Source organism: Acetobacter sp. A11-2 (assembly GCF_040208445.1).
Taxonomy (GTDB): Bacteria; Pseudomonadota; Alphaproteobacteria; order Acetobacterales; family Acetobacteraceae; genus Acetobacter; species Acetobacter oryzoeni.
Genome location: NZ_CP157843.1, coordinates 1,516,163 through 1,537,209 on the forward strand (window position 1 = coordinate 1,516,163; position 21,047 = coordinate 1,537,209).

18 protein-coding genes are annotated in these 21,047 nt (G+C 57.1%); 9 read left to right on the forward strand and 9 right to left on the reverse strand.

Going from position 1 to position 21,047, the window contains the following annotated elements; all coding sequences use genetic code 11:
• Positions 1-43 precede the first annotated feature (43 nt).
• The 6 genes from aroB (at position 44) to ABNV41_RS07300 (ending at position 8,363) form a co-directional block, all read left to right on the forward strand.
• A complete protein-coding gene (gene aroB / locus ABNV41_RS07275; RefSeq protein ID WP_080986857.1) occupies positions 44-1,777 on the forward strand; it encodes a 3-dehydroquinate synthase in 1,734 nt (577 codons plus the stop codon).
• Positions 1,778-2,121: 344 nt separating this feature from the next.
• Positions 2,122-3,252 (forward strand): OmpA family protein, encoded by a 1,131-nt coding sequence (locus ABNV41_RS07280; RefSeq protein WP_050819486.1) that lies wholly within the window; start codon positions 2,122-2,124, stop codon positions 3,250-3,252.
• 99 nt (positions 3,253-3,351) lie between these two features.
• The gene (locus ABNV41_RS07285) at positions 3,352-3,855 is read left to right on the forward strand and encodes a GtrA family protein (protein ID WP_050819485.1); all 504 of its coding nucleotides are present in this window, start codon (positions 3,352-3,354) and stop codon (positions 3,853-3,855) included.
• Positions 3,856-4,027: 172 nt separating this feature from the next.
• Positions 4,028-6,673, forward strand: a complete 2,646-nt coding sequence (gene alaS / locus ABNV41_RS07290; protein WP_349935098.1) for an alanine--tRNA ligase — start codon at positions 4,028-4,030, stop codon at positions 6,671-6,673.
• An 82-nt stretch (positions 6,674-6,755) separates the two neighbouring features.
• Positions 6,756-7,445: a phosphatidylserine decarboxylase gene (locus tag ABNV41_RS07295; protein ID WP_050819483.1), complete on the forward strand. Its 690-nt coding sequence runs from the start codon at positions 6,756-6,758 to the stop codon at positions 7,443-7,445.
• Between the two features lie 12 nt (positions 7,446-7,457).
• Positions 7,458-8,363 (forward strand): phosphatidylcholine/phosphatidylserine synthase, encoded by a 906-nt coding sequence (locus ABNV41_RS07300; RefSeq protein WP_050819482.1) that lies wholly within the window; start codon positions 7,458-7,460, stop codon positions 8,361-8,363.
• Here ABNV41_RS07300 and ABNV41_RS07305 read toward each other — a convergent pair.
• From ABNV41_RS07305 to ABNV41_RS07335, 7 genes are read right to left on the reverse strand one after another with little or no spacing between them, the layout of a single operon-like run.
• A complete protein-coding gene (locus tag ABNV41_RS07305) occupies positions 8,352-8,849 on the reverse strand; it encodes an NADH-quinone oxidoreductase subunit B (protein WP_012812682.1) in 498 nt (165 codons plus the stop codon). The genes ABNV41_RS07300 and ABNV41_RS07305 overlap by 12 nt on opposite strands.
• Positions 8,850-8,884: 35 nt before the next feature.
• Positions 8,885-10,381: an NADH-ubiquinone oxidoreductase gene (locus ABNV41_RS07310; RefSeq protein ID WP_050819481.1), complete on the reverse strand. Its 1,497-nt coding sequence runs from the start codon at positions 10,379-10,381 to the stop codon at positions 8,885-8,887.
• Between the two features lies 1 nt (position 10,382).
• Positions 10,383-11,516 carry a hypothetical protein gene (locus tag ABNV41_RS07315; RefSeq protein WP_050819480.1) on the reverse strand — a complete coding sequence of 378 codons (1,134 nt, stop codon included), beginning with the start codon at positions 11,514-11,516 and terminating at the stop codon, positions 10,383-10,385.
• Positions 11,513-12,103 carry a hypothetical protein gene (locus tag ABNV41_RS07320; protein WP_050819479.1) on the reverse strand — a complete coding sequence of 197 codons (591 nt, stop codon included), beginning with the start codon at positions 12,101-12,103 and terminating at the stop codon, positions 11,513-11,515. Before ABNV41_RS07320 ends, ABNV41_RS07315 begins: the two co-directional genes overlap by 4 nt.
• Positions 12,100-13,116 carry a hypothetical protein gene (locus ABNV41_RS07325; RefSeq protein ID WP_050819478.1) on the reverse strand — a complete coding sequence of 339 codons (1,017 nt, stop codon included), beginning with the start codon at positions 13,114-13,116 and terminating at the stop codon, positions 12,100-12,102. Before ABNV41_RS07325 ends, ABNV41_RS07320 begins: the two co-directional genes overlap by 4 nt.
• Positions 13,113-14,846: a hypothetical protein gene (locus ABNV41_RS07330; protein WP_349934514.1), complete on the reverse strand. Its 1,734-nt coding sequence runs from the start codon at positions 14,844-14,846 to the stop codon at positions 13,113-13,115. Before ABNV41_RS07330 ends, ABNV41_RS07325 begins: the two co-directional genes overlap by 4 nt.
• 24 nt (positions 14,847-14,870) lie before the next feature.
• Positions 14,871-15,644, reverse strand: a complete 774-nt coding sequence (locus tag ABNV41_RS07335; protein ID WP_050819476.1) for a methyltransferase domain-containing protein — start codon at positions 15,642-15,644, stop codon at positions 14,871-14,873.
• An 82-nt stretch (positions 15,645-15,726) separates the two neighbouring features.
• Here ABNV41_RS07335 and gloB point away from each other — a divergent pair, with 82 nt between their 5' ends.
• Positions 15,727-16,452, forward strand: coding sequence for a hydroxyacylglutathione hydrolase (gene gloB, locus ABNV41_RS07340; RefSeq protein ID WP_050819475.1), 726 nt, complete (start codon positions 15,727-15,729; stop codon positions 16,450-16,452).
• A gap of 10 nt (positions 16,453-16,462) precedes the next feature.
• On the opposite strand, the gene ABNV41_RS07345 is transcribed toward gloB, so the two are convergent.
• Positions 16,463-17,539: a DUF2125 domain-containing protein gene (locus ABNV41_RS07345; protein WP_050819474.1), complete on the reverse strand. Its 1,077-nt coding sequence runs from the start codon at positions 17,537-17,539 to the stop codon at positions 16,463-16,465.
• Positions 17,540-17,881: 342 nt separating this feature from the next.
• Positions 17,882-18,592, reverse strand: coding sequence for a 1-acyl-sn-glycerol-3-phosphate acyltransferase (locus ABNV41_RS07350; RefSeq protein WP_050819473.1), 711 nt, complete (start codon positions 18,590-18,592; stop codon positions 17,882-17,884).
• Between the two features lie 181 nt (positions 18,593-18,773).
• Between ABNV41_RS07350 and ahcY the strand changes: the two genes are divergently transcribed.
• Both ahcY and ABNV41_RS07360 read left to right on the forward strand, forming a co-directional pair.
• A complete protein-coding gene (gene ahcY / locus ABNV41_RS07355) occupies positions 18,774-20,063 on the forward strand; it encodes an adenosylhomocysteinase (protein WP_003628366.1) in 1,290 nt (429 codons plus the stop codon).
• Positions 20,064-20,288: 225 nt separating this feature from the next.
• A protein-coding gene (locus ABNV41_RS07360; protein WP_087651418.1) for an IS5 family transposase occupies positions 20,289-21,043 on the forward strand; the annotation gives its coding sequence in 2 pieces (ribosomal slippage) (positions 20,289-20,628 and positions 20,628-21,043; 756 coding nt in all).
• The last annotated feature ends 4 nt before the right edge of the window (positions 21,044-21,047 follow it).

Below are 21,047 nucleotides of genomic sequence, written 5' to 3' on the forward strand. Positions count from 1 at the left end.
TGATATAGGTGTGTTCTGTCTGCTGTATGTTAAGCTGTGTTCCATGTCATCACGTATCTCTTCTCCCCACTCCGAAACAACGGACCCACCACCCATTCCGCTTGATCTGGAACGGGTCAGCCGTAACCATGGTTCTGGCATTATTCCCTTTGGCCGCAGCATCGTGCTTGTAGGCCTTATGGGAGCAGGAAAAACCACCATTGGCCGCCCCCTTGCCACCCGGCTGGGGCTGCCATTTGTGGATGCCGATGTAGAAATAGAACGCGCAGCCGGCTGTTCTATTGCAGATGTTTTTCGCCTGTATGGTGAAGCCGCCTTTCGTGATGGAGAGCGGCGGGTGATTCGCAGGTTGCTGGAAGGGCCGCCCATGGTTCTGGCCACTGGCGGCGGCGCGTTTATGGATTCCACCACCCGCACCCTGGTGCGTGAGCGTGCAGTGTCCATCTGGCTGCGCTGCCCCCTGCCCGTGCTGGTGCGCCGCGTAAGCGGGCGCACGCACCGCCCGCTGCTGAACACGACATCCCCGCGTGAAGTGCTGGAAAACCTTATGGCCATCCGCCATCCGGTTTATGCCGAGGCAGATATTATTGTTGATTGTGGAGACAACAACGTGGAGCACACAACCACGCGCGTTATGGAAGCCCTTGCCCTTTCGCGCCGCCCGTTAAGGTTACCTGTCACCTTGGCGCATACATCTTATGATGTGGTGATCGGCACGAATCTGATTAGCCGCGCGGGTGCCTTGCTGGCCCCGGTACTGCCCCAGAAAAACGTGGTCATCATTACGGATGAAAACGTGGCCCCGCGCTATCTGCATCAGTTGGAAACCGCTTTGGCGGAAACCGGCATTACATCCCGCAGCCTGCGCGTGCCGCCGGGGGAACAGACCAAGTGTCTGGAGATGTATAAAAAGCTGACAGACAACATTCTGGAGCACGGCATAGAACGCCGCACCAGCATTATTGCGCTGGGCGGCGGCGTGGTGGGGGACCTGGCCGGATTCGTGGCTGCAACCACCCTGCGCGGGCTGCCCTTTGTGCAGATTCCCACCACATTGCTCTCTCAGGTCGATTCTTCAGTTGGTGGCAAAACGGGTATCAACACCCGCTGGGGCAAGAATCTGTTGGGGGCATTCCATCAGCCACTTTGCGTGCTGGCAGATGTATCCACCCTTGCAACCCTGCCGCGCCGCGAGTTGGTGGCTGGTTATGCCGAAATTGTGAAGTCCGGCCTCATTGGGGACGAAGCACTGTTTGCATGGTGTGAAGAAAACGGCGCCGCCGTGCTGGATCAGGACCCAGAAGCGCTGGCAATGGCTGTACAGCAGGCTTGCGCCTTCAAAGCCCGCGTTGTGGCAGCAGATGAGCGCGAGCAGCAAAAAAACAATGGCCGTGCCCTGCTCAATCTGGGCCACACATTTGGCCACGCACTGGAAGCCGAACTGGGTTATGATGGCCGCCTTTTGCATGGCGAGGCCGTTTCCATCGGCCTGAATCTGGCTTTTGCGCTTTCCGTCCGTCTGGGCCTGTGCCCGCGTGCAGACATGGAGCGTGTGAATCGCCATCTGGAAGCCTTGGGCATGCCCGCACATATCCGAGACCTACCCCACACCTTCCGCACGCAGGATCTGATGGCCCATATGCAGCGTGACAAGAAGATGCAGGACGGGCGCCTTTCCTTTGTGCTGGCGCACGGAATCGGTCAGGCATTTACCACGCGGGATGTGCCCGCAGCAGCCGTGAGAGAGGTGCTGGAAGCAGACGGAAGCGTGGCTTAAAAGCAGCGACCTTACACCGCTGTCAGTTATCGGGTTGTAAATGTGTCACCTTGCCGCAATTCCGCCTTAATCAGACGAGAATGAGAGCGAGATACATGCTTTTGCAACATGTTATGGAAAGGGCCAGAAACTGTGGAAATACTTTTGCTCCAGAAACATATTCGTCCCACGAAATGAACTGTTGCAAATACAACACGGTTATGGCTTGTAATCACTAAGAGTATGAAGCTTCGGGTTCCTATTTTGGAACTGATCGTTTTATACGGCTTTAGGCATCTAGCTGGACCTGCCCGCTGAAATGGTTGGCGGGTTAGTCGAACAGATGAAATATTGAGGACCAAAAAATGCGTCTCCGCACGGCGTTACTTGCAACGACACTGATGGCAGCGGCTCCGGCGGCCGCATCTGCCACCACGATTACAGGCCCGTATGTAAACGTGGCCGGTGGTTATAACCTGGTTCAGAATCAGCACGCTCACCTCAACGGTGCAAACGCTGCTGGCGCCCCTCCGGGTGGAACCTCCTCTCAGCTGCGCCACAACACCGGCTTCACCGGTTTTGGTGCGTTCGGTTGGGGCTTCGGCAACGGCCTGCGCGCTGAAGTTGAAGGCGTTTACAACTACTCCAACATTGACCACCGTCCGGGCACGTCCCTGCCGGGTCATACACGTGGTTCCGACCAGTCCTACGGCGGTTTCGTGAACGTGCTGTATGATATCGACCTGAAGCAGTTCGGTATCGATGCACCTGTAACCCCGTTTGTTGGTGTTGGTGCCGGTTACCTGTGGCAGCACTACAACCCGATTGACACCAACTATGCTCACGGTGCTGGTCATACCCGCATCGGTGGCACGAACGGTGGCTTCGCTTACCAGGGTATCGTCGGTGCCGCTTATGACACGGGCATCCCGGGCTTCCAGGTGACCACGGAATACCGCATGATCGGTCAGCCGGGCTCCTTCATGGACGGTGCGTTCCACTACTCCGGTTCCAAGGGCACCGGCGGTAACGTGAACTTCGATCACCGCTTCAACCACCAGTTCATTCTGGGCCTGCGTTATGCGTTCGATACGGCTCCGCCGCCGCCGCCACCGGCTCCGGTTGTTGCTGCTCCGGCTCCGCTGCCGGCTCGCTCCTACCTGGTGTTCTTCGATTGGGATAAGTCTGTCCTGACCGCTCGCGCTCGCCAGATCGTGGCAGAAGCTGCTCAGGCTTCCACCCACGTTCAGACAACCCGCATCGAAGTTAACGGTTACACCGATAACTCCGCTGCTCACCCCGGCCCGCGCGGTGAAAAGTACAACCTGGGTCTGTCCCTGCGTCGTGCTGACAGCGTGAAGGCAGAACTGATCCGTGACGGCGTTCCGGCTTCCGCCATTGACGTGCACGGTTACGGTGAAGCTCACCCGCTGGTTCCGACCGGCCCGAACACTCGCGAACCGCAGAACCGTCGCGTGGAAATCATCCTCCACTAATCGGCCTGCTTCCGGTTTTCGGAAAAAAGAAAGGGGTGCCTTCGGGCACCTCTTTTTTTATGTCTGCTTTTTCTGCATTCCAGTTTAAAGCTTTATGCCATGAGCAATGCATCCCCCTCTCCTTCTGCCGCCACAACCAAGCTTATCCGCCTGATAAAGTTTGGCATGGTGGGCAGCCTTGGTTTTTTGTGGGATTCTGGCACCGTTTACGCATTGCGCCCGCTTATCGGGCTTACGGCTGCAACATTGGTGGCCTACTTTGTAGCCGCCACGCTTAACTGGGTTTTTAACCGAATCTGGACGTTTAAAGGCGCAGGACACCATGAGCACCCTGTGCTGCAATGGCTCAGATTCCTAAGCGCCAACAGTCTTGGTTTTTTTCTCAACCGCGGCACTGTTTACCTGCTTTTCTATATTTTTCCGTTTTGCATGCAGCACCCCATTATTGCGCTGGCCGCAGGGGCCGGGGCAGGCATGCTGGCCAATTTTAGCATGAGCCAGAAAGTTGTCTTTCGGGAAAAACCGCCAGCTTCTGCGCTGGAACTGGCTGAAATGTCGGTTGAAATTTCAGCCCCAACCCCACATCAAACATCCGATACATAATTTGGCCATATCACCGGCCATTCTCTGCCCTCTTTCAGATCAGCGCAGGGTGCGCTACATCAGGAACACAGGTTAAGAGAACCTTGCCGTTTTCATCTGGCCGTGAGGCCCTTTTCCGCAAGTGTGGAAGCATCACGTGCCCAACCAGTTTCAGGATCGTCTGCCTCACGCCATGCTGACAACAAACGAAATTCGCACCGCTTTTCTGGAGTATTTTGCCAGCAACGGTCACCAGATTGTACCTTCATCGTCTCTGGTTCCCAAGAACGACCCCACCCTTCTGTTTACCAACGCGGGTATGGTGCAGTTCAAGAACGTATTTACCGGCCAGGAAACGCGCCCCTATTCTCGCGCAAGCACTGCACAGAAGGTTGTGCGCGCCGGCGGTAAGCATAACGATCTGGACAATGTGGGCTATACAGCACGGCACCACACGTTTTTTGAAATGATGGGCAATTTCTCCTTTGGGGATTACTTCAAACCCGAAGCGATTGAATTTGCGTGGAACCTGGTCACCAAGGGCTTCAACCTGCCCAAAGACAAGCTTTTGGTGACTGTATTTGCAGAAGATGAAGATGCCGCAGGTTTGTGGCGCTCCATCGCCGGGCTGGATGACAGCCGCATTATCCGCATTCCCACCTCAGATAACTTCTGGCGTATGGGGGATACCGGCCCCTGCGGCCCTTGCTCCGAAATCTTTTTTGATCACGGCCCGGATGTTCCCGGTGGCCCGCCCGGCTCCCCCGATGAAGATGGGGATCGGTTTGTCGAAATCTGGAACCTCGTGTTCATGCAGTATTTCGAAGACCCACCGGGCACGCGCTCTCCGCTGCCACGTCCCTCCATTGATACAGGGCTGGGGCTGGAACGCTTTGCCGCCATCATGCAGGGCAAGCGCGATAACTACGATACAGATACGTTTGTCGCCCTTATTCAGGCTTCGGCAGATCTAACGCATCAAGCAGCCGATGGCCCATTCAAGGCCAGCCACCGCGTTGTGGCCGACCATCTGCGCTCCACCGCCTTCCTGATTGCTGATGGCGTGCTGCCTTCCAAGGATGGTCGTGGCTATGTGCTGCGCCGCATCATGCGCCGCGCCATGCGCCACCTGCACATGATGGGCACGACAGAACCTACGTTCTACAAGCTCCTGCCGGCTCTTATTCAGCAGATGGGCGGTGCGTATCCTGAACTGGTGCATGGTGAAGCCCTGATCCGTGAAACCATGCGCGGTGAAGAAGAACGCTTTAAAGCCATGCTGGATCGTGGCCTGCACTTGCTGGAAGAAGAAAAATCTCATCTGGCCAGCGGCGCATCCCTGCCGGGTGATGTGGCCTTCCGCCTGTATGATACGTTCGGCTTCCCGCTTGATCTGACGCAGGATGCCCTGCGCGGCTCCGGCCATGATGTGGACGTTAAGGGCTTTGAAGAAGCTATGGCCGTGCAGCGCCAGCGCGCCCGCGCAGCATGGACCGGCTCTGGCGATACCGCCGTAGAAACCATCTGGTTTGAAGCGCGCGACAAGTTCGGGGCTTCCGAATTTTTGGGCTACAGCACAGAACAGGCTGATGGTGAAGTTCAGGCCATTATTGCTGGCAATGAATTCCTGAAAGAAGCCCCTGTTGGCTCTGAAGTGGCCGTGCTGCTGAACCAGACACCGTTCTATGGTGAAAGTGGTGGTCAGGCTGGTGATACCGGCTTCCTCACAGCCTCTGGCGTTAAAGTTGCCATTACGGATACGCAGAAAAAAGCCGGGGATCTGATCGTGCATTACGGCACGGTTACGGAAGGCACACTGCGCCCCGGCATGGCTGTAACCGCCACAGTGGACCATGACCGCCGCAGCGCCATTCGTGCCCATCACTCCGCCACCCATCTGCTGCACGAAGCCCTGCGCCGCCACCTAGGTGCGCATGTGGCCCAGAAAGGCAGCCTGAACACAGCCGAACGCCTGCGCTTTGACGTAAGCCAGCCCCGCCCGATTACGGATGAGGAACTGGCGGCCATTGAAGCCGAAGTGAACAACCGTATCCGCGATAACTCGCAGGTTGTCACACGCTCCATGACACCGGATGAAGCCATTGCCGAAGGGGCTACCGCCCTGTTTGGTGAAAAATACGGTGATGAAGTGCGCGTGGTTTCCATGGGCGCTGGGGCCGACAACAAAAACCCATGGTCTATGGAACTGTGCGGCGGCACGCATGTAAACCGCACGGGGGATATCGGGCAGTTCCGCATTGTTTCAGAAAGTGGCGTTTCTGCCGGTGTGCGGCGTATTGAAGCCGTGGCTGGTAAAGCAGCGCAGGATCTGACTGTTTCTAACGAACAGCGCCTGACCCAGATGGCCGCCATGATGAAGGTTTCTGTGGCGGATGCCCCAGAACGTCTGGCCGCTGTGCTTGAAGAACGCCGCCAGATGGAAAAACAGATTGCCCATTTGCAGCGCCAACTGGCCACAGGCAACGTGGCCGCTGCGGGTGTGGACAAAATTGGCGCAGCACGTCTGGCCACCCGTAATGTGGGTGAAACGCCCCCGCGTGAACTCAAAGGGCTGGCCGAAACCATTCTCAAGCAGGGCAATGCCGATGTGGTGGTGCTGATTTCCACCGCAGATGGCAAAGGCAGCGTTGTGGCCGCCGTTGGCCCGGAAATGGTGGAAAAAGTAGATGCCGTAGCCCTTGTGCGTGCTGCCAGTGCTGCCATGGGTGGCAAAGGCGGTGGCGGGCGGCGCGATATGGCGCAGGCTGGCGGCCCGGATGCACAGGCGGCAGATGCAGCGTTTGCCGCCGTGCGTGAAGCCCTGAAGACTATGGCCTGAAACATCGGCCAAGCGGGAAGGAACTCCTTGGTGCCTTCCCGTTTTCTTCCCTTCATGTTGGCTTTCGCGTAAGGATTACTCCATGTCGCTACTTGCTTCGCTAAAACTTGTTGTTGCGCGCCCGCACCGGGAAGCGCGCCCTTTCCTTCTGGCATCTGGTGCCACGGCTGCTCTGGCTTACTGGGCCGGCCGTAAACTGCGCTGCCCGGTATTGCGCGGTGTGGGCCATGCCAGCGCAGGCTTTTTTGGCTTCTGCCTGTATTTCTTCCGTGATCCGGAACGGGTTACTCCCGCCCGTAATGATGTTGCCGTAGCTCCGGCTGATGGGCACATTGTTTCTATCGAAAAAGTGGCCCCGCCAGCAGAACTGGATATGGGCACAGCACCGGTATGGCGCGTTGCCACCTTCCTTTCCGTGCTGGATGTGCATGTTAACCGCATGCCTGCCGCTGGCACAGTTACGCGGGTTGCCTATCACCCCGGCCTGTTCCTGAACGCCAGCCTGGACAAGGCTTCCGAACAGAATGAACGCAACGCCCTCAGCCTTACCCTGCCAGATGGCCGCATGATGGCTGTGGTGCAGATTGCCGGGCTGGTGGCACGCCGCATTGTGTGCTCCGTAAAGGAAGGCGACAAAGTGGAAGCTGGTGAACGCTTTGGCATTATCCGCTTTGGCTCCCGCACAGATCTGTATCTGCCGCCGGGTGTGGAACCTCTGGTTTCTGTCGGGCAGACAATGGTCGGCGGTGAAACCGTCATGGCGCGGTTGTAAAACAGAGCAATCGTGACACAACCTTCCTCATCTCCTTCTGCTCCTGCACAGCAGACTTCCGAAACACCGCGCCGTCGTCGCCGTTTGCGGCGGCGGGTCCGCAGCAAAATACGTGGGCCCTCCTTTAACCGGCTCATTCCCAACATTCTCACCATGTTGGGGCTGTGCGGTGGCCTTATGGGCATGCGCTTTGCTGTGGACGGGCGTTTTCAGGCCGCTGCCGTGGCCTTGCTGATTTCCGCTTTTATTGATGGGCTGGATGGCCGTATTGCCCGGCTACTGCGCGGTTCCACCCGCTTTGGGGCCGAGTTTGATAGCCTGTCCGACTTTTTGTGCTTTGGGGTGGCACCTTCCTTCCTGCTGTATTTCTGGGCGTTGAAGGATGGCGGACGGTATGCCTTTTTGCCGTGCATTATGTTTACCGTGTGCATGGCGCTCCGGCTGGCGCGCTTTAACGCCAATCTGGATGGGGAGCATCATCAGCCCAAATATGCCAGCAACTTCTTTACCGGCGTGCCGGCCCCCGCAGGTGCCGGGCTGGCTCTTTTCCCGCTCTTTCTGGGGCTGGAAGCGCAAAAACTGGGTATAGACTGGCTTTACCGGCTAACACGCCTACCGTGGATTCCCACACTTACCTTGGCAAGCACGGGGCTGCTTCTGGTTTCTACCTTGCCGGTATGGTCATTCAAAAACTTCAAGGTGCCTGCCCAGTATGTTCTGCCCCTTATGCTGGGCACGGGGCTTTATGCTGTGGTGCTGGTGGCAGACCCGTGGGCCGCGTTGGCCGCTGCGGGCGTGATTTACGTTTTTCTTCTACCCCTTAGCCGCCTGAGCTTTCTGCGGCTCAAAAAAGCGGCAGAAGACCTGCAAACCGATGAAGACGACATAGAAGAAACTCCAGCACCCTCACACAGCTGAGGTTTCAGCCTCCTTTGGGGGAACGGCCTGTTTGCCAAACAGGGAACACAGGCCGTTTAAAACATCCTGAGGCGCAGGCGGGCAGCCGGGTATTTTCAGATCTATGGAAACCCGGCGCTCCAACCCACCCAATACCGTATAATTTTCAGGAAACATGCCGCCATCCAAGGCGCAGCTTCCTACGGCAATCAGCCCTTTGGGGGTTGGCATGGCCTGCCATGCTGCTTCCAGCACCGGAGCCATGGCACGGGTGAGCGCGCCCGTTATCAGCAATACATCAGCATTGCGGGGCGATGTTACAAAGCCAAAGCCTGCGCCTTCCATATCATATGGCGCATATCGCAGGGCCTGAAGTTCCATTCCGCAGCCACCACAGCCACCTGTATCAACATGGAACAGAAGCAGCGGCCAGCGTGGGCCTACGGGCTTCATGCGCCGCATATCCTGCCTGAAGGCTGCATCAAATACCGCGCGTATCAGCCCCATGTGTTTTTGCCTTTCATTCCGCCCGCCTGCACTGCTTACTGATCCAGCGCTGCTGCGTTGATATCCAATGATCGTGTAAGCAAGGCAACATCATCTGGCTGATGGCCCGGCAATATGGCCTCAAACGTTAACAAAGCGGCAGAAGATGGGTTGCGGGCAAACACCTGTTCCACCCGTCCCTCTTTTAGGCGCACCCAGTACAGAATACCGCCCCACGGCCCCTCCACCATGCCTGTGCCTTCACTATCCTGCATGGAAAGCTGCACACTGCCGCCTGCTGTCAGCCCGATGCGGGATGCCACTTCATCCAACATGCGCAGGCTTTCGCCCACTTCTTCCAGCAAAAGCATGGCGCGGTCTTCCGCCGTGCCGTCCTGCCTGCCAGAGGTAAAACGCCATATGCCTTCATAACCCGGCATCATGCGGCGGCCATCACAATCCCACCCGGCAGCACGTGCTGTTGGCCCATCCAGCCCGACACGCTCCAGCAAATCTGCCGTCACCTTGCCTATGCCTGCCAACTGTATGGAAAGGCCCGGATATTCCTGCCACAGGGCCAGCAAGGCCGGATAGTCACGCTCTGCCAGTTCACACAGGCGGCCACACATATCGCCCATTTGCGTGGCATGACGCAGGGAGAGGCCGCCGGGCACGCATACATCCATCAACAGGCGTGAACCGATAATGGGCGCGGCTTCCTGTATCAGCTTTTCACGTAACCCCATGCAGCCAGAAGCAACCAACCGCGCCCCGGCCAGACGCGCCATATCCGCCAGCAGAAAAAGATGGTGGCAAATACGTTCCAGTTCCAGCAACGCAACACGTAGCAGACGGATTTCCGGGCCCACCTGTTCCTTGCACGCATCTTCTACAGCCAAGCAAAACGCCACCTGATGCGCTACAGATTGCCCCGCTGCCACACGTGCGCTGAGTTTGCAGGCATCTTCCACACGGCTATTACGCCAGCGTAGTTCCATACCCCTATGCGCATAACCGGTTACGGTTTCCGCTGCGCGAATACGCCCTTCCCGCATGGCCAGCGCCACATGCACGGGCGGTTCCATACCGCCTGTGGCTGGGCCCCAGCCATCTGCCATATCACCCTCTTGGTGCATATGCTCTGCGGGTTGGAAATGGATAAGCCCTTTTTGCCCACCCCCTGCACCCGGATGCTCCGCCAAAGGCGTGGAGGATGACCATACATCATGGTCCAGCAAGGGCCTCACATCAGTCGCCCACATGCCCTCTGCGCCATACAGATCATAAATGCGGCGTTCATACAGGCAGGAAATATCTCTTGCGGGGGAAAGTGCGGGGTATCGGCCATCTTCCAACGCCAACGTGGCTGCCAATGGCTGACCATCTAGCAGAAACAGTGCGTGCACATCTGTGCCATCGCACCACAACCCTACAAATGGCAGATCATCATGCTTGAGCGCATCTACCAGATCTCGCCATGCCATTTCCTGCAGCCTAAAGCGCCACGGGGTTTCTGTTTCCTCACCCGCCCAGATATGAGAAGCTGCATTCATATCAGAAAGCTCCCAGCATCATGGCCAGTGGCACCAGCAGGCCCGTGGCTGTCAGCACGGAACAGGCCACACGCCCGGCAGTATCCTGCGGCCAGAAATGATGCGTAATATCCCGCGCAGGCACAGCCCGCGTAACCGCCGCCAAAATGCCCGCAACCGTAAGCAGCGCCAACGGCCATGACCAATCGCTCATCATGGAAAGCAGAAGCAGGCACCCCACAAACGGGGCGCCGGGTGGAAAACACGCCAAAGTGTTAACAGCCCAACCACGGCCTGCACGCCCACCGCCTGCAAGGCACCAGCCGCACAAAAACAGCAAAGCCGCCACATCGGCCTGAATACCAACCGCTATCAGCGCCAGTGCGGATGGAAAGGTGCGGAACAGCCTTTGCCTGTCTGCAAAGCGCCCGGCACAGGCGGTAAGCCACACAGAAAGCAGGCCACACAGCACAAGAGCCGTTTCAAACGCCTCGCCCCCATGTGTGCGCAGGCGCATGGCCAGCAGCAGAGCCGCCCCGGCAAAAGGCAGAAACAGGAAGGTATCGTTTTCATCCTGCCAGAACTGCCCAAACGGAGAAAGACCGGTGAGCACCACCAAACCACAGGCCATCAGCAAGCCGGAAACAACAGTATTGGCGGGCAGCAACAGGCCGGAAAGCACCAAAAATGTGCCAACCGAGCTATTACGGATAAGCCCCCAGCCCATTCTGGCCTGCCCGGCCGGGCGGGTAAAAACAAACACACCCCATGCCAGAGCAGCTTCCAGAATACCCAAACCCACAGCGGGATCTGGCGCAATACAGGCAAGCCCCGCCAAGGCGGTGGAAACATGCGGCAGGCTACGCACCAGCCTGTCATGCAGAATGCCGTTTTCAAGCACCATCAGCAGTAGGCCAAAAGCCAGCATCACACGCCCGGCACGCTGCACGGGGTCATCATCCCACCCGGCGGCCACTGCGCCCGATGCGGGAAATACAAAAACTGCCAGCGCCAGCACACAGCCTATGGCAGACATCCATATTGCCAGCTCACGGCTACGCGCTACAGGCACCGCACATACGGCTGCCGCCCCCAAAAAGGGCCACACAAATGCCAGTGCTGCCAGAAACATGCCTGCCCCTGCTGTGCCTGTCATGCTGCATCTCCGTTCTTTTCTGGAGAGTCGGGAGAGGATTTTTTACGAGCAGAAGGTGGGCGCAATGGCACCACACGCGGCATGATGCGATGGATGCACATGCCCCCCAACACAGCCACAACAGCACCAGCCAAACCAGCCACACCCACTACAGAAGGCTGAGATGCCTGCACGCCGCACAGCAGCACACCCTCAACGCATGTAAGCAACCCGGCCCACTGCCACACCATGCTTTGCCGGCAGATAACAGAAACCAGACCAGCCACAACCACACATAAACTGGCAGGAAACACCGCAACACCTGCGCGCGTGCAGGCCAAAAGCAGCAACACCATTAACCCCAGTGCAAAAAAGGGTATGGCGCTTCCCGTACGTTCCCGCGCGGCATCATGCTGATAGCGCAGCAAAAACAACACCGGCCCTATGGCAAACACCACAGCCATAGCTGCCCCGGCCTGTTGCAAAGGCGTATGACCGTCCACCAACATGGCGGCGGCTGCAACCAAGCCCAACAAGGGCAAAAACCCGATACCGCGCGCCACAACGCACAGCGCCAGCAAGGGCATAAGAATAGCGGCCAGTGTCATGAAGGTTCTCCTTCTGGCGCTGGCTCTGTGGAATAGCCTTGGGTGTTTTCATCCTCCACGTTGTGGTTTTCCGGCTCCGCAGGTGGAGCGGCAACGTGAGAGGACGTAACCTGCCATGCCAGAACGCCCAGCAGAAAAATGGCGCCCAACCGCACCCGCGCACGGCGGCCCGCAGGCAGCAAAGCCATGCGCAGCACCGCCAGCATAAAGGATGCCACAAGCAGCTTGAACATCCACAGGCCCAGGCCTTCCACACATTGGGTCAACCAGTTTTCGGCCCCGCTTTCTCCCGGCATGGCCAAGCTGCCTGCCCATGCCACATCTGCCGCCAGCGTAACCCAGCACATCTGCATGCAATCTGCGGCCAAAAGCCACATGGCTCTATCCGGGCCGGAAAGTGTGGCAGAAGCTGTTTGCTCATCCCGCCTTGCCAAGGCTGTTGCCAAAAACAGCGCCACACCCGCCAGAACGTAAGGCGCACCTTCTGTAATAGGAGAAAGCACATGCAGCCTGCCTAAAAAGGCCACCAGATCATGCGCTCCGGTTAGCAACAGCACGGGGGTTAATACGGGCAAGAGCAACGCATCGGCCACAATGGCCGCGCACCCTTGTTGTGCGGCAGAGGCTTCCTGCACAGCCTGAGGCAGATCCAGCAAAACGCCTACGGCCACCAGAATGGTGCACACAAGCAGCATCCCCGGCGCAGGAAAGCCCGGCATGGTAAGCGTAAATACAGGCACCAGCCCACAGGCCAACACCGCCAACACCAGCGCCAAGGCACAAAAAACACCATTCAGCCCATCTTGCCGCCCATATAAGGAAGGCCTGCGGAACTGATGCCAGATTTCCTGCCATCTTCCCCCTGCGGGAAAACGGGGCTCACCTACCAATCGGCCGGCAAAACGATGCACCCACCCCGCAAACCAAGGCGCCACCAGCACCATAAGGGCGGTTTGAATAGCTAAAGCAGCAACGCAGCCAAACGCCCAGCCCCATGTTAAATCCTGCTTCATTTTCCTACAAACAGCCCCACCAGCAGGCCACCACCCAAAAGCAGCAGAATCAGCACAAGGCCCTGTGTTTCACACCATTCGACCCCTCGGAACAACCAGCGCCTGCCATAGCGCAAAGCAACACGGCCACGGCGGGCCAGCCTTCTGTCCTTTCGGGTTTCTGCCGCAAGCCCAAAAAGCGCCATGCAGGCTGGCCATAAAGGGGCTGCACCTTCGTAAGAAACCGTATGGCCTTCAGCAGGCTGGATAATAGGGGCGCCTTGGCGCCACACGGGCACTGGCTTGATCACACGCCCAAAAGGCAAAAAACCCAACAACCGCACCAACAGGGCGGCAGCGGCCAAAGCCGCGCCCAACGCCAGTAATGTAAAAACAGGCGTAAAACTGGCCCCTCCGCCTTCCAGCCAGATTGTGGCAATGCGGTTCCACTTGAGAGGCGGCACAACAGGCCCCACCACCAGATGATCTGCCAGCGAAAGCCATACCCCCGGCAACAGCACAAGCAAAAGGGCCGCTCCGGCACATATCCAGCTTGGCCATACAAACTCTGCCGCCACAGGGGCCTGATGCGGCTGAAAAATGGTGGAAGGAAACAGCAGCGCAGCACCTGCCCGCAACAACCCAGCGCCCATAAGCACCATAATGCTGCCCAGCAGCGTAAGCAGCAGCATAATAGTTAACGCGCCAACGGGTTGCGCCACGGCAATGGCATCATACGCGCCAACAAGCAGGCTCCATAAAACGGCAAACCCGCCAAATGGCGGCATAATGGAAAACAGCATTAACAGGCCCGCAACCAGCACATGCCCGGAAAGAGAGGCAATGCGGCGCTTTGGTTCTGCCTGCTGCCATTGGGCCAGCCATAGCAAACCTATAAGGGCCAGCATGGGTGCGCCCATACCCAGAATAATGGCCATACGGAATGTTTCCATACCGCCAAAGCTGGAAACAAGAGCCAGCGCAACAGCCACCACCAATATGCCATACCATGCTGCACATAGGCCGGAGGCAATACGTGCCAGCCCCTTATCCCGCATGGCCTGCAACGTGCCTGTTGCTGCCACCAAACATCCGCTTGCCACCAGCATGACCTGCGGCAGCACAGAAAGTTCGCCCACCTCTGCCAACAGACGGCCCAGCAAAAACAGCCCAACCATGCCGGGCAGCACAGCCGTAGGGCCTTTTTGCACAGAAACCGCCCAGCCCATCAGCAGTACTGTCAGGCACAAAAGCGGCACGCAAAACGGGCTATCTGCAGGAATACAGGCAGGCAGCACGGCAAATGGCAGGCACACACTGCGCCACCCGCCCGCGGCCAGAAGCACCAATGCCGTGCCGGTAAGCAGCCCGAAAACAAGAGGCGAAAGAGCCAGAAAGCCCACCCCCACAAACACGCAGGCCAGCGCCGCAGCGCCGCTACCGGCTACGCCACCGGCAAACGCCAGCAAAACAAGCATGGGCAAGGCCGGGCCATCCAGCCCGAAAACCGGAAACCAGCTGAGTTCGCCCTCCAGCTTGCACGCAGCCCCCACAATGGCCAGCACGCCAGAAAGCGCCCACAGACCACCCATAATTTCTGCCCGCCAAACCGCAGCGCCGCGCAGAAGCCTGTCTGGCAGCACTGCAAAAACGCCCAGCGCAGCAAATATTGCCAGCAAACTGCAAAGAACAAAGGAGGTGAAAATGGAACCCGGCCCCAACCTGCTATGAAATCCGGCGGATAACACCATGACAGCCGATTAATGACAATCTATTCAGCGCCGCGAAATGCGCGAAACGTATTTTCTGTCCTGTATAGCCTTTGCTGTGCCCCTTACCGGCAACAGGGAACGGGAGAGCCAACGCTGCCGCAGCTTTACCGGCAGGGAAAGGGCTGAATACTCATCCCGCACCGCTTCCACCAGTATCAGGCTACCTGCGCCGGGGCATAGCACCTTGCCCGCAATATCCATTTTTCGCCCGTTATGGCGCATCCAGCGCATGGCGCCCGTGGGCAGAAAAAGGGCTTCATCCCACTGTTCCGGCTTAAGCATGGCCGCAGCCAGCATTTGCTTGAGACATCGGCGCGAAAAAGCTGCATCGTGCCTGAATGGCGTGCCCCGCAACCGCGCCCGGCCACCAAAACGGCTGGGCACAATTAACAGCAGCCTGCCATCAGGCTTCATCACCTGCCCGGCGGCCCGCAGAACAGACACGGATTGTTTGCGATCATCCAGCGCATGCACCATGAGCACGCGGTCAAACTGTTCGGGCTGAAACGGCAAGCCGTGCATATCCACCACACAGCTTCGGCCCGGAATGGATGCGGCATCCCATTGCGGCGCATTGGCCGCAACCAAACAGGCTGGCGTGTTTCTGCCGCTCTCCAGCTTTTCCAGATAAGCCGCGGCATGCCCCAAACCCAGCACAGCATGCTGCTGCCCCAGATCTGGCCAGAACCAGCGCAGGCGTTCACCAACCAGAGCCAGAAAACACTGGCCTCTTGCTGTTGTGTAAAAACTGCTTTCCGGCGGCATGACATCAAGCATCCTGCATGTCTATCATACGGTTTGTGACCCCGTCATGATTTGCCTTCCCTATTCCCAAACTTTCACAGCAGGAGCTTTCCTCATGCCTTTGGATGTTCAGGCCATTCCCGTTCTATCCGACAATTACGCGTGGTTTCTGCGTGATACGGAAACAGGCACCACCGCAGTGATAGACCCCGGAGAAGCAGCCCCCGTTGCCAATTTTATTGAAAAAGAAGGCGGGCGGTTAGATCTGATTTTGCTCACACACCATCATCATGACCACACCGGCGGCACAGAAGCCCTGCGCCAACGCTATCATGCCCGTGTGGCTGGCCCGGCCGCCGAACAACAGCGTATGCCGCCACTGGATATTGCACTGCATGATCAAGAAAGCATTGCCGTGGGTGCGTGCATCGGCACTGTTATTGCTGTTCCGGGCCATACGCTGGGGCATATTTGCTATGACTTCCCCAACCCGCCCTCTCTCTTTTGTGGGGATACGCTGTTCAGCCTTGGATGTGGCCGACTGTTTGAGGGCACTGCCGAACAGATGTTTGAAAGCCTGCACAAGCTGGATGCGTTGCCAGATGCAACGCGCGTTTATTGTGGGCACGAATATACGTTAGGCAACAGCGCCTTTGCCCTGCACGCAGAGCCACATAATGCGGCCCTAAAGGAACGTGTAGCCGAAGTGCGCCGCCTGCGGGCGGAAAACAAACCCACCGTGCCCTCCACATTGGGTATGGAACGTGCCACTAACCCCTTTTTACGCGCGCAGAATGTGCAAACCTTTGCACAACTGCGCCGCGAAAAAGATACGTTCTAAACACTTCCGTTCAGGGGGCGTGCCCGGCTTGCGCTCCGGCTTCCTGCGCGGCATGGCGCGCTGCCTGAAAAACAGGTTGCAAGGCAGAAACAGGGAGGGTTCCCAACTGCATGGTGCCGTTACGCAACATCAGCGGCATTTGCAGGTTGCCCGGCTGTTCCCGCGTAACACGCGCCAACATGGTGGCCATGCCTGTGGCCTCCTGCGCAGAAAGTGTGCCTTCACGCCGCAAGCTCTCTAAAAAGGGCTGCCAGTTTGCCACGCTCAGCCAGAAATCACCCGTGGGGCGCAAAAGCTCTCCGCCACGCACCTGCCCTGTCATGTTCAGGTTCAAACCACGCCAGTGGGCTGTAAAGCGTTGCACTAGAACATCTGGCCATGCAGCTGCACCATTGGATGGAAAAATGCTTTCGCGCACACTTGTTGTTGGCCCGGGTATGGCAATGGCGGCCTGCACATGCTCCAGCACTGTCTGCCAACCCGTTATTCCCCAACGCTGGGCCTTTACAAAAAGCGAGGCCGTGCTTTGCTCCTGCGTTGCCTGCATGTTCCAAAAGGCTTTGCCCCGCACATTTTGCAGCACCATATCGCCCATATGGCTGGCACCTGCAGGAAACAGCACATGCAGGAACGGCGCCTGAAAAGCCGCATGGCCCGCCGCCTTTCTGCTTAACGGAAGGTCAAGCTCTATGGGGTCTCCCTCCATATGCAGAATAACAGGAGCGTCATCCTCTTCCTGCCCATTATGGAGTGTTTCCATCACCATCGGGCTAATCAGCCGCACATGTATGAAAAAGGGCCGCCAGAACGCGGTATCTGCCGTAACGCGCGCCGCAGCGTAAATGATCTGAAAAGCAGAAGAACGCGCAGCCAATAATGGCGTGCACACCATACGCATGTTTTGTGTATCTAACCGCGCACGCCATGGCCACCCATTTACAGCGCGAGATGTGTAATGAGCCTGACACCCAGATGGCATATTATCTGCCTGTTTTTGCAGATACTGCGCACTTGCCCACCAATAGCCACTTAAAACCAGAAAGCAGCCACCAGCACCTGCCGCAACATTAAGAAACGCTTTTTTCATTCACACCCTTTTCCTGAACATTCATGGCGGTTTCCCACAGAGTCCCGCCTTTTATCCACAGGTAAGGGGACTGCGCCCTTATTCTGTCATATTCGCACCAAGTTGGAGGGAAAACCTGATGCTGTTTTTTGCAGGGGAAGGCACCTTCTAAAAAAAGCCCTTGATATGAAAGACAAAAACGCGACAGTTTTGTCATTCACAAAAAATTTACAAAGTATTCAATTTGCATTTTACAGATATTTACAGAAAAAGATGCCCGATTACTGATGCACCCACCCATATGGGCAAAAGAAATTCCACAAAGTTATCCACATGCTTTTGTGCAGTTTTTATCCCCTGCTCTCAGGCTATGGGCTGAAATGTTTTTTCCTGTTCACGCCATCCCGCCTCAATATCTGCCAGCAAGGCCGCGCGCTTGGCTGGGCCTACGGCTGGGCCAATGGCGATGTGCAAAACGCCAGAGCGTTTGAAAAACGCATTGCGCCCCCAGAACAGGCCAGAATTGGTAGCAACCGGAATAACCGGCAGTTTGGCGTGGTTGGCCATGGCGGCAATGCCCGGTTTAAGTGCTACGTGCTCACCCGGTGCTGTGCGTGTGCCTTCAGGGAAAATAATGATCTGCCTGTCTGCCTTCAGGGCTTTGTCTGTTTCCTGCAACAGCATGCGCATGGCCTTGGCCCCTGCTGCACGCTCAATAGGCATCATGCCGGTTAAAACCAGCATGGGGCCAAGCAGGGGAATACGCCGCAGTTCACCCTTCATCACATAACATGGGCGGGGCAGCAGCAGCATCCACACCAACGTATCAAAAGCGGATTGATGCTGAGATGCAATAAGTGCCGGCCCATTGGCGGGCAGATGCTCCAGCCCCGTAATTTCCACCTTTACGCCGCAAATACTGCGAAACAGCGCCAAAACAAGCCGAGACCACAATTTTGCATAAGGCAGCGCCAGCCCATGCGCAAACCAGCGAATGGGAAAAGCCCCAACGCCCATAAGCAGCGTAAGCAGAAAAGCCAGAACGTTAAACAGAACGGAACGGAGCACAGACATTCAAAAAACCCGGCGTAGTCTTAAAGATCATTCAGGACATGTTGCATCTGGACACCAGAAAAAAAGCCCATATGCAAGCGGCAAGCATGCAGGGGCTGCATCTGCCATGCCGGTTTCAGCTGGCATCCACCTGCCCCACGCTGTATAGAAAAGCCCGATCTGCACAGGAAGACAGGATAATATGAGCGATTACAAGGTTAAGGATCTCTCTCTCGCTGAGTGGGGCCGCAAGGAAATTTCCATTGCCGAAGGCGAAATGCCCGGCCTGATGGCCCTGCGCGAGGAATACGGCCAGAGCAAGCCGCTGAAAGGCGCACGCATTGCCGGCTGCCTGCACATGACCATCCAGACCGCCGTGCTGATTGAAACACTGGTGGCCCTTGGCGCCACGGTGCGTTGGTCATCTTGCAACATCTTCTCTACGCAGGACCACGCTGCGGCTGCCATTGCTGCTGCGGGCATTCCCGTATTTGCATGGAAAGGCCTGTCGGAAGAAGAATTCTGGTGGTGCATTGAACAGACAGTGAAGGGCCCCGATGGCTGGACCCCGAACATGATTCTGGATGACGGCGGTGATCTGACCGTGCTGATGCACGACAAATACCCCGAACTGCTGGCCAACGTGAAAGGCCTTTCTGAAGAAACCACAACAGGTGTGCACCGCCTGTGGGAAATGCAGAAAAAAGGCACGCTGAAGGTTCCGGCCATTAACGTGAACGACAGCGTTACCAAATCCAAGTTCGATAACCTGTATGGCTGCCGTGAAAGCCTGGTGGACGCCATCCGCCGTGGCACAGACGTGATGATGGCTGGCAAGGTTGCCGTTGTTGCCGGTTATGGTGATGTGGGTAAAGGTTCTGCTGCTTCCCTGCGCAATGCAGGCTGCCGCGTTCTGGTTACGGAAGTAGACCCCATCTGCGCTCTTCAGGCCGCCATGGAAGGCTACGAAGTGGTGACGATGGAAGAAGGTGCCCCCCGTGGTGACATCTTTGTAACCGCTACCGGCAACGTGGACGTAATTACGCTTGACCACATGCGCGCCATGAAAAACCGCGCCATTGTGTGCAACATCGGGCACTTTGATTCTGAAATCCAGATCAACGCGCTGCGTAACTTCACGTGGGACAACATCAAGCCGCAGGTGGACGAAGTTGTGTTCCCCGATGGCAAGCGCCTAATTGTTCTGTCCGAAGGCCGTCTGGTGAACCTTGGCAACGCCACGGGCCACCCTTCCTTTGTGATGTCTGCTTCCTTCACCAACCAGACACTGGCCCAGATTGAACTGTGGACAGCGCCGGAAGGTAAATACGAAGCCAAGGTGTACACCCTGCCCAAAAAGCTGGATGAAAAGGTTGCTGCCCTGCATCTGGCCAAGGTTGGCGCACATCTGAGCAAGCTGAACAAAGAGCAGGCCGAATATATTGGCGTGCACGTTAACGGCCCGTTCAAGCACCACGACTACCGCTACTGATTTTTTAAATCGGTGCACAAAAGGGGTATGGGCCACCAGTTGGCCCATACCCCTTTTTTATGTACCACCTGCTTTGCCTGTGCGGTATAGGCTGCCTTTTTCCGGCCATGTCTTGTAAAAAAACTTACGGCGTGTCGTCAGTTAAGCCCTGAGAGTGGCACGTGAGGGTTGTACTTTGTGTCTGCGTGTGCTGACTGTTTTCCCATTTTTTGGGGAGACAGACAGATGCGGCGCTATAGTTTACGCGATGACCAGTGGGAGCGGATAAAGGATCTTCTTCCTGGTCGAGAAGGCTATGTCGGCGGCACTGCGGTGAACAACCGTCTGTTCGTGGAGGCGGTGCTGTATCGCTATCGCGCGGGTATTCCATGGCGCGACCTTCCTGCCCGTTTCGGTGACTGGAAAAACGTGCACCGGCGTCTGCGCCGCTGGTGTGAAAGCGGCGTCATCGAACGGATATTTCGTTATCTGGCCGCTGATTACGACAACGAATACATGATGATCGACAGCACAATTGTCCGAGCGCATCAGCATAGTGCCGGAGCTCTCAAAAAAGGGGCACGGATCAGGCCATCGGACGATCACGAGGCGGGCTAACTACAAAGATCCATGCCATCTGCGACGCTCTGGGCAATCCAGTGGAACTCGGCATCACACCGGGACAGGATGCCGATATCACCCAGGCAGAACCACTTCTGGAAAACATCGAACCGGATGCTTTCCTTGCTGACAAGGCGTATGACGCGGACAGGTTGATCGATCGGCTGATACAGCGCGGGATTACCCCGGTCATCCCGCCAAAACGCAACAGAACGACACGACGGAAAACCGATTTTTCTCTCTATCGCGAACGGAACCTTGTTGAGAGGTTCTTCAATAAACTCAAGCAGTTTCGCGCTATCGCAACCCGCTACGATAAACTGAAATCGACCTTCCTCGCAGCCGTGCAGTTCGCCTCAATCATCATCCTGCTTAACTGACGAC

Excerpts from the sequence above, each read along its gene's own strand:
- aroB (WP_080986857.1), top strand. The coding sequence starts at position 44 with ATGTCATCACGTATCTCTTCTCCCCACTCCGAAACAACGGACCCACCA.
- ABNV41_RS07280 (WP_050819486.1), top strand. The coding sequence starts at position 2,122 with ATGCGTCTCCGCACGGCGTTACTTGCAACGACACTGATGGCAGCGGCT.
- ABNV41_RS07285 (WP_050819485.1), top strand. The coding sequence starts at position 3,352 with ATGAGCAATGCATCCCCCTCTCCTTCTGCCGCCACAACCAAGCTTATC.
- alaS (WP_349935098.1), top strand. The coding sequence starts at position 4,028 with ATGCTGACAACAAACGAAATTCGCACCGCTTTTCTGGAGTATTTTGCC.
- ABNV41_RS07295 (WP_050819483.1), top strand. The coding sequence starts at position 6,756 with ATGTCGCTACTTGCTTCGCTAAAACTTGTTGTTGCGCGCCCGCACCGG.
- ABNV41_RS07305 (WP_012812682.1), bottom strand. The coding sequence starts at position 8,849 with ATGGGGCTGATACGCGCGGTATTTGATGCAGCCTTCAGGCAGGATATG.
- ABNV41_RS07310 (WP_050819481.1), bottom strand. The coding sequence starts at position 10,381 with ATGAATGCAGCTTCTCATATCTGGGCGGGTGAGGAAACAGAAACCCCG.
- ABNV41_RS07315 (WP_050819480.1), bottom strand. The coding sequence starts at position 11,516 with ATGACAGGCACAGCAGGGGCAGGCATGTTTCTGGCAGCACTGGCATTT.
- ABNV41_RS07320 (WP_050819479.1), bottom strand. The coding sequence starts at position 12,103 with ATGACACTGGCCGCTATTCTTATGCCCTTGCTGGCGCTGTGCGTTGTG.
- ABNV41_RS07325 (WP_050819478.1), bottom strand. The coding sequence starts at position 13,116 with ATGAAGCAGGATTTAACATGGGGCTGGGCGTTTGGCTGCGTTGCTGCT.
- ABNV41_RS07330 (WP_349934514.1), bottom strand. The coding sequence starts at position 14,846 with ATGGTGTTATCCGCCGGATTTCATAGCAGGTTGGGGCCGGGTTCCATT.
- ABNV41_RS07335 (WP_050819476.1), bottom strand. The coding sequence starts at position 15,644 with ATGCTTGATGTCATGCCGCCGGAAAGCAGTTTTTACACAACAGCAAGA.
- gloB (WP_050819475.1), top strand. The coding sequence starts at position 15,727 with ATGCCTTTGGATGTTCAGGCCATTCCCGTTCTATCCGACAATTACGCG.
- ABNV41_RS07345 (WP_050819474.1), bottom strand. The coding sequence starts at position 17,539 with ATGAAAAAAGCGTTTCTTAATGTTGCGGCAGGTGCTGGTGGCTGCTTT.
- ABNV41_RS07350 (WP_050819473.1), bottom strand. The coding sequence starts at position 18,592 with ATGTCTGTGCTCCGTTCCGTTCTGTTTAACGTTCTGGCTTTTCTGCTT.
- ahcY (WP_003628366.1), top strand. The coding sequence starts at position 18,774 with ATGAGCGATTACAAGGTTAAGGATCTCTCTCTCGCTGAGTGGGGCCGC.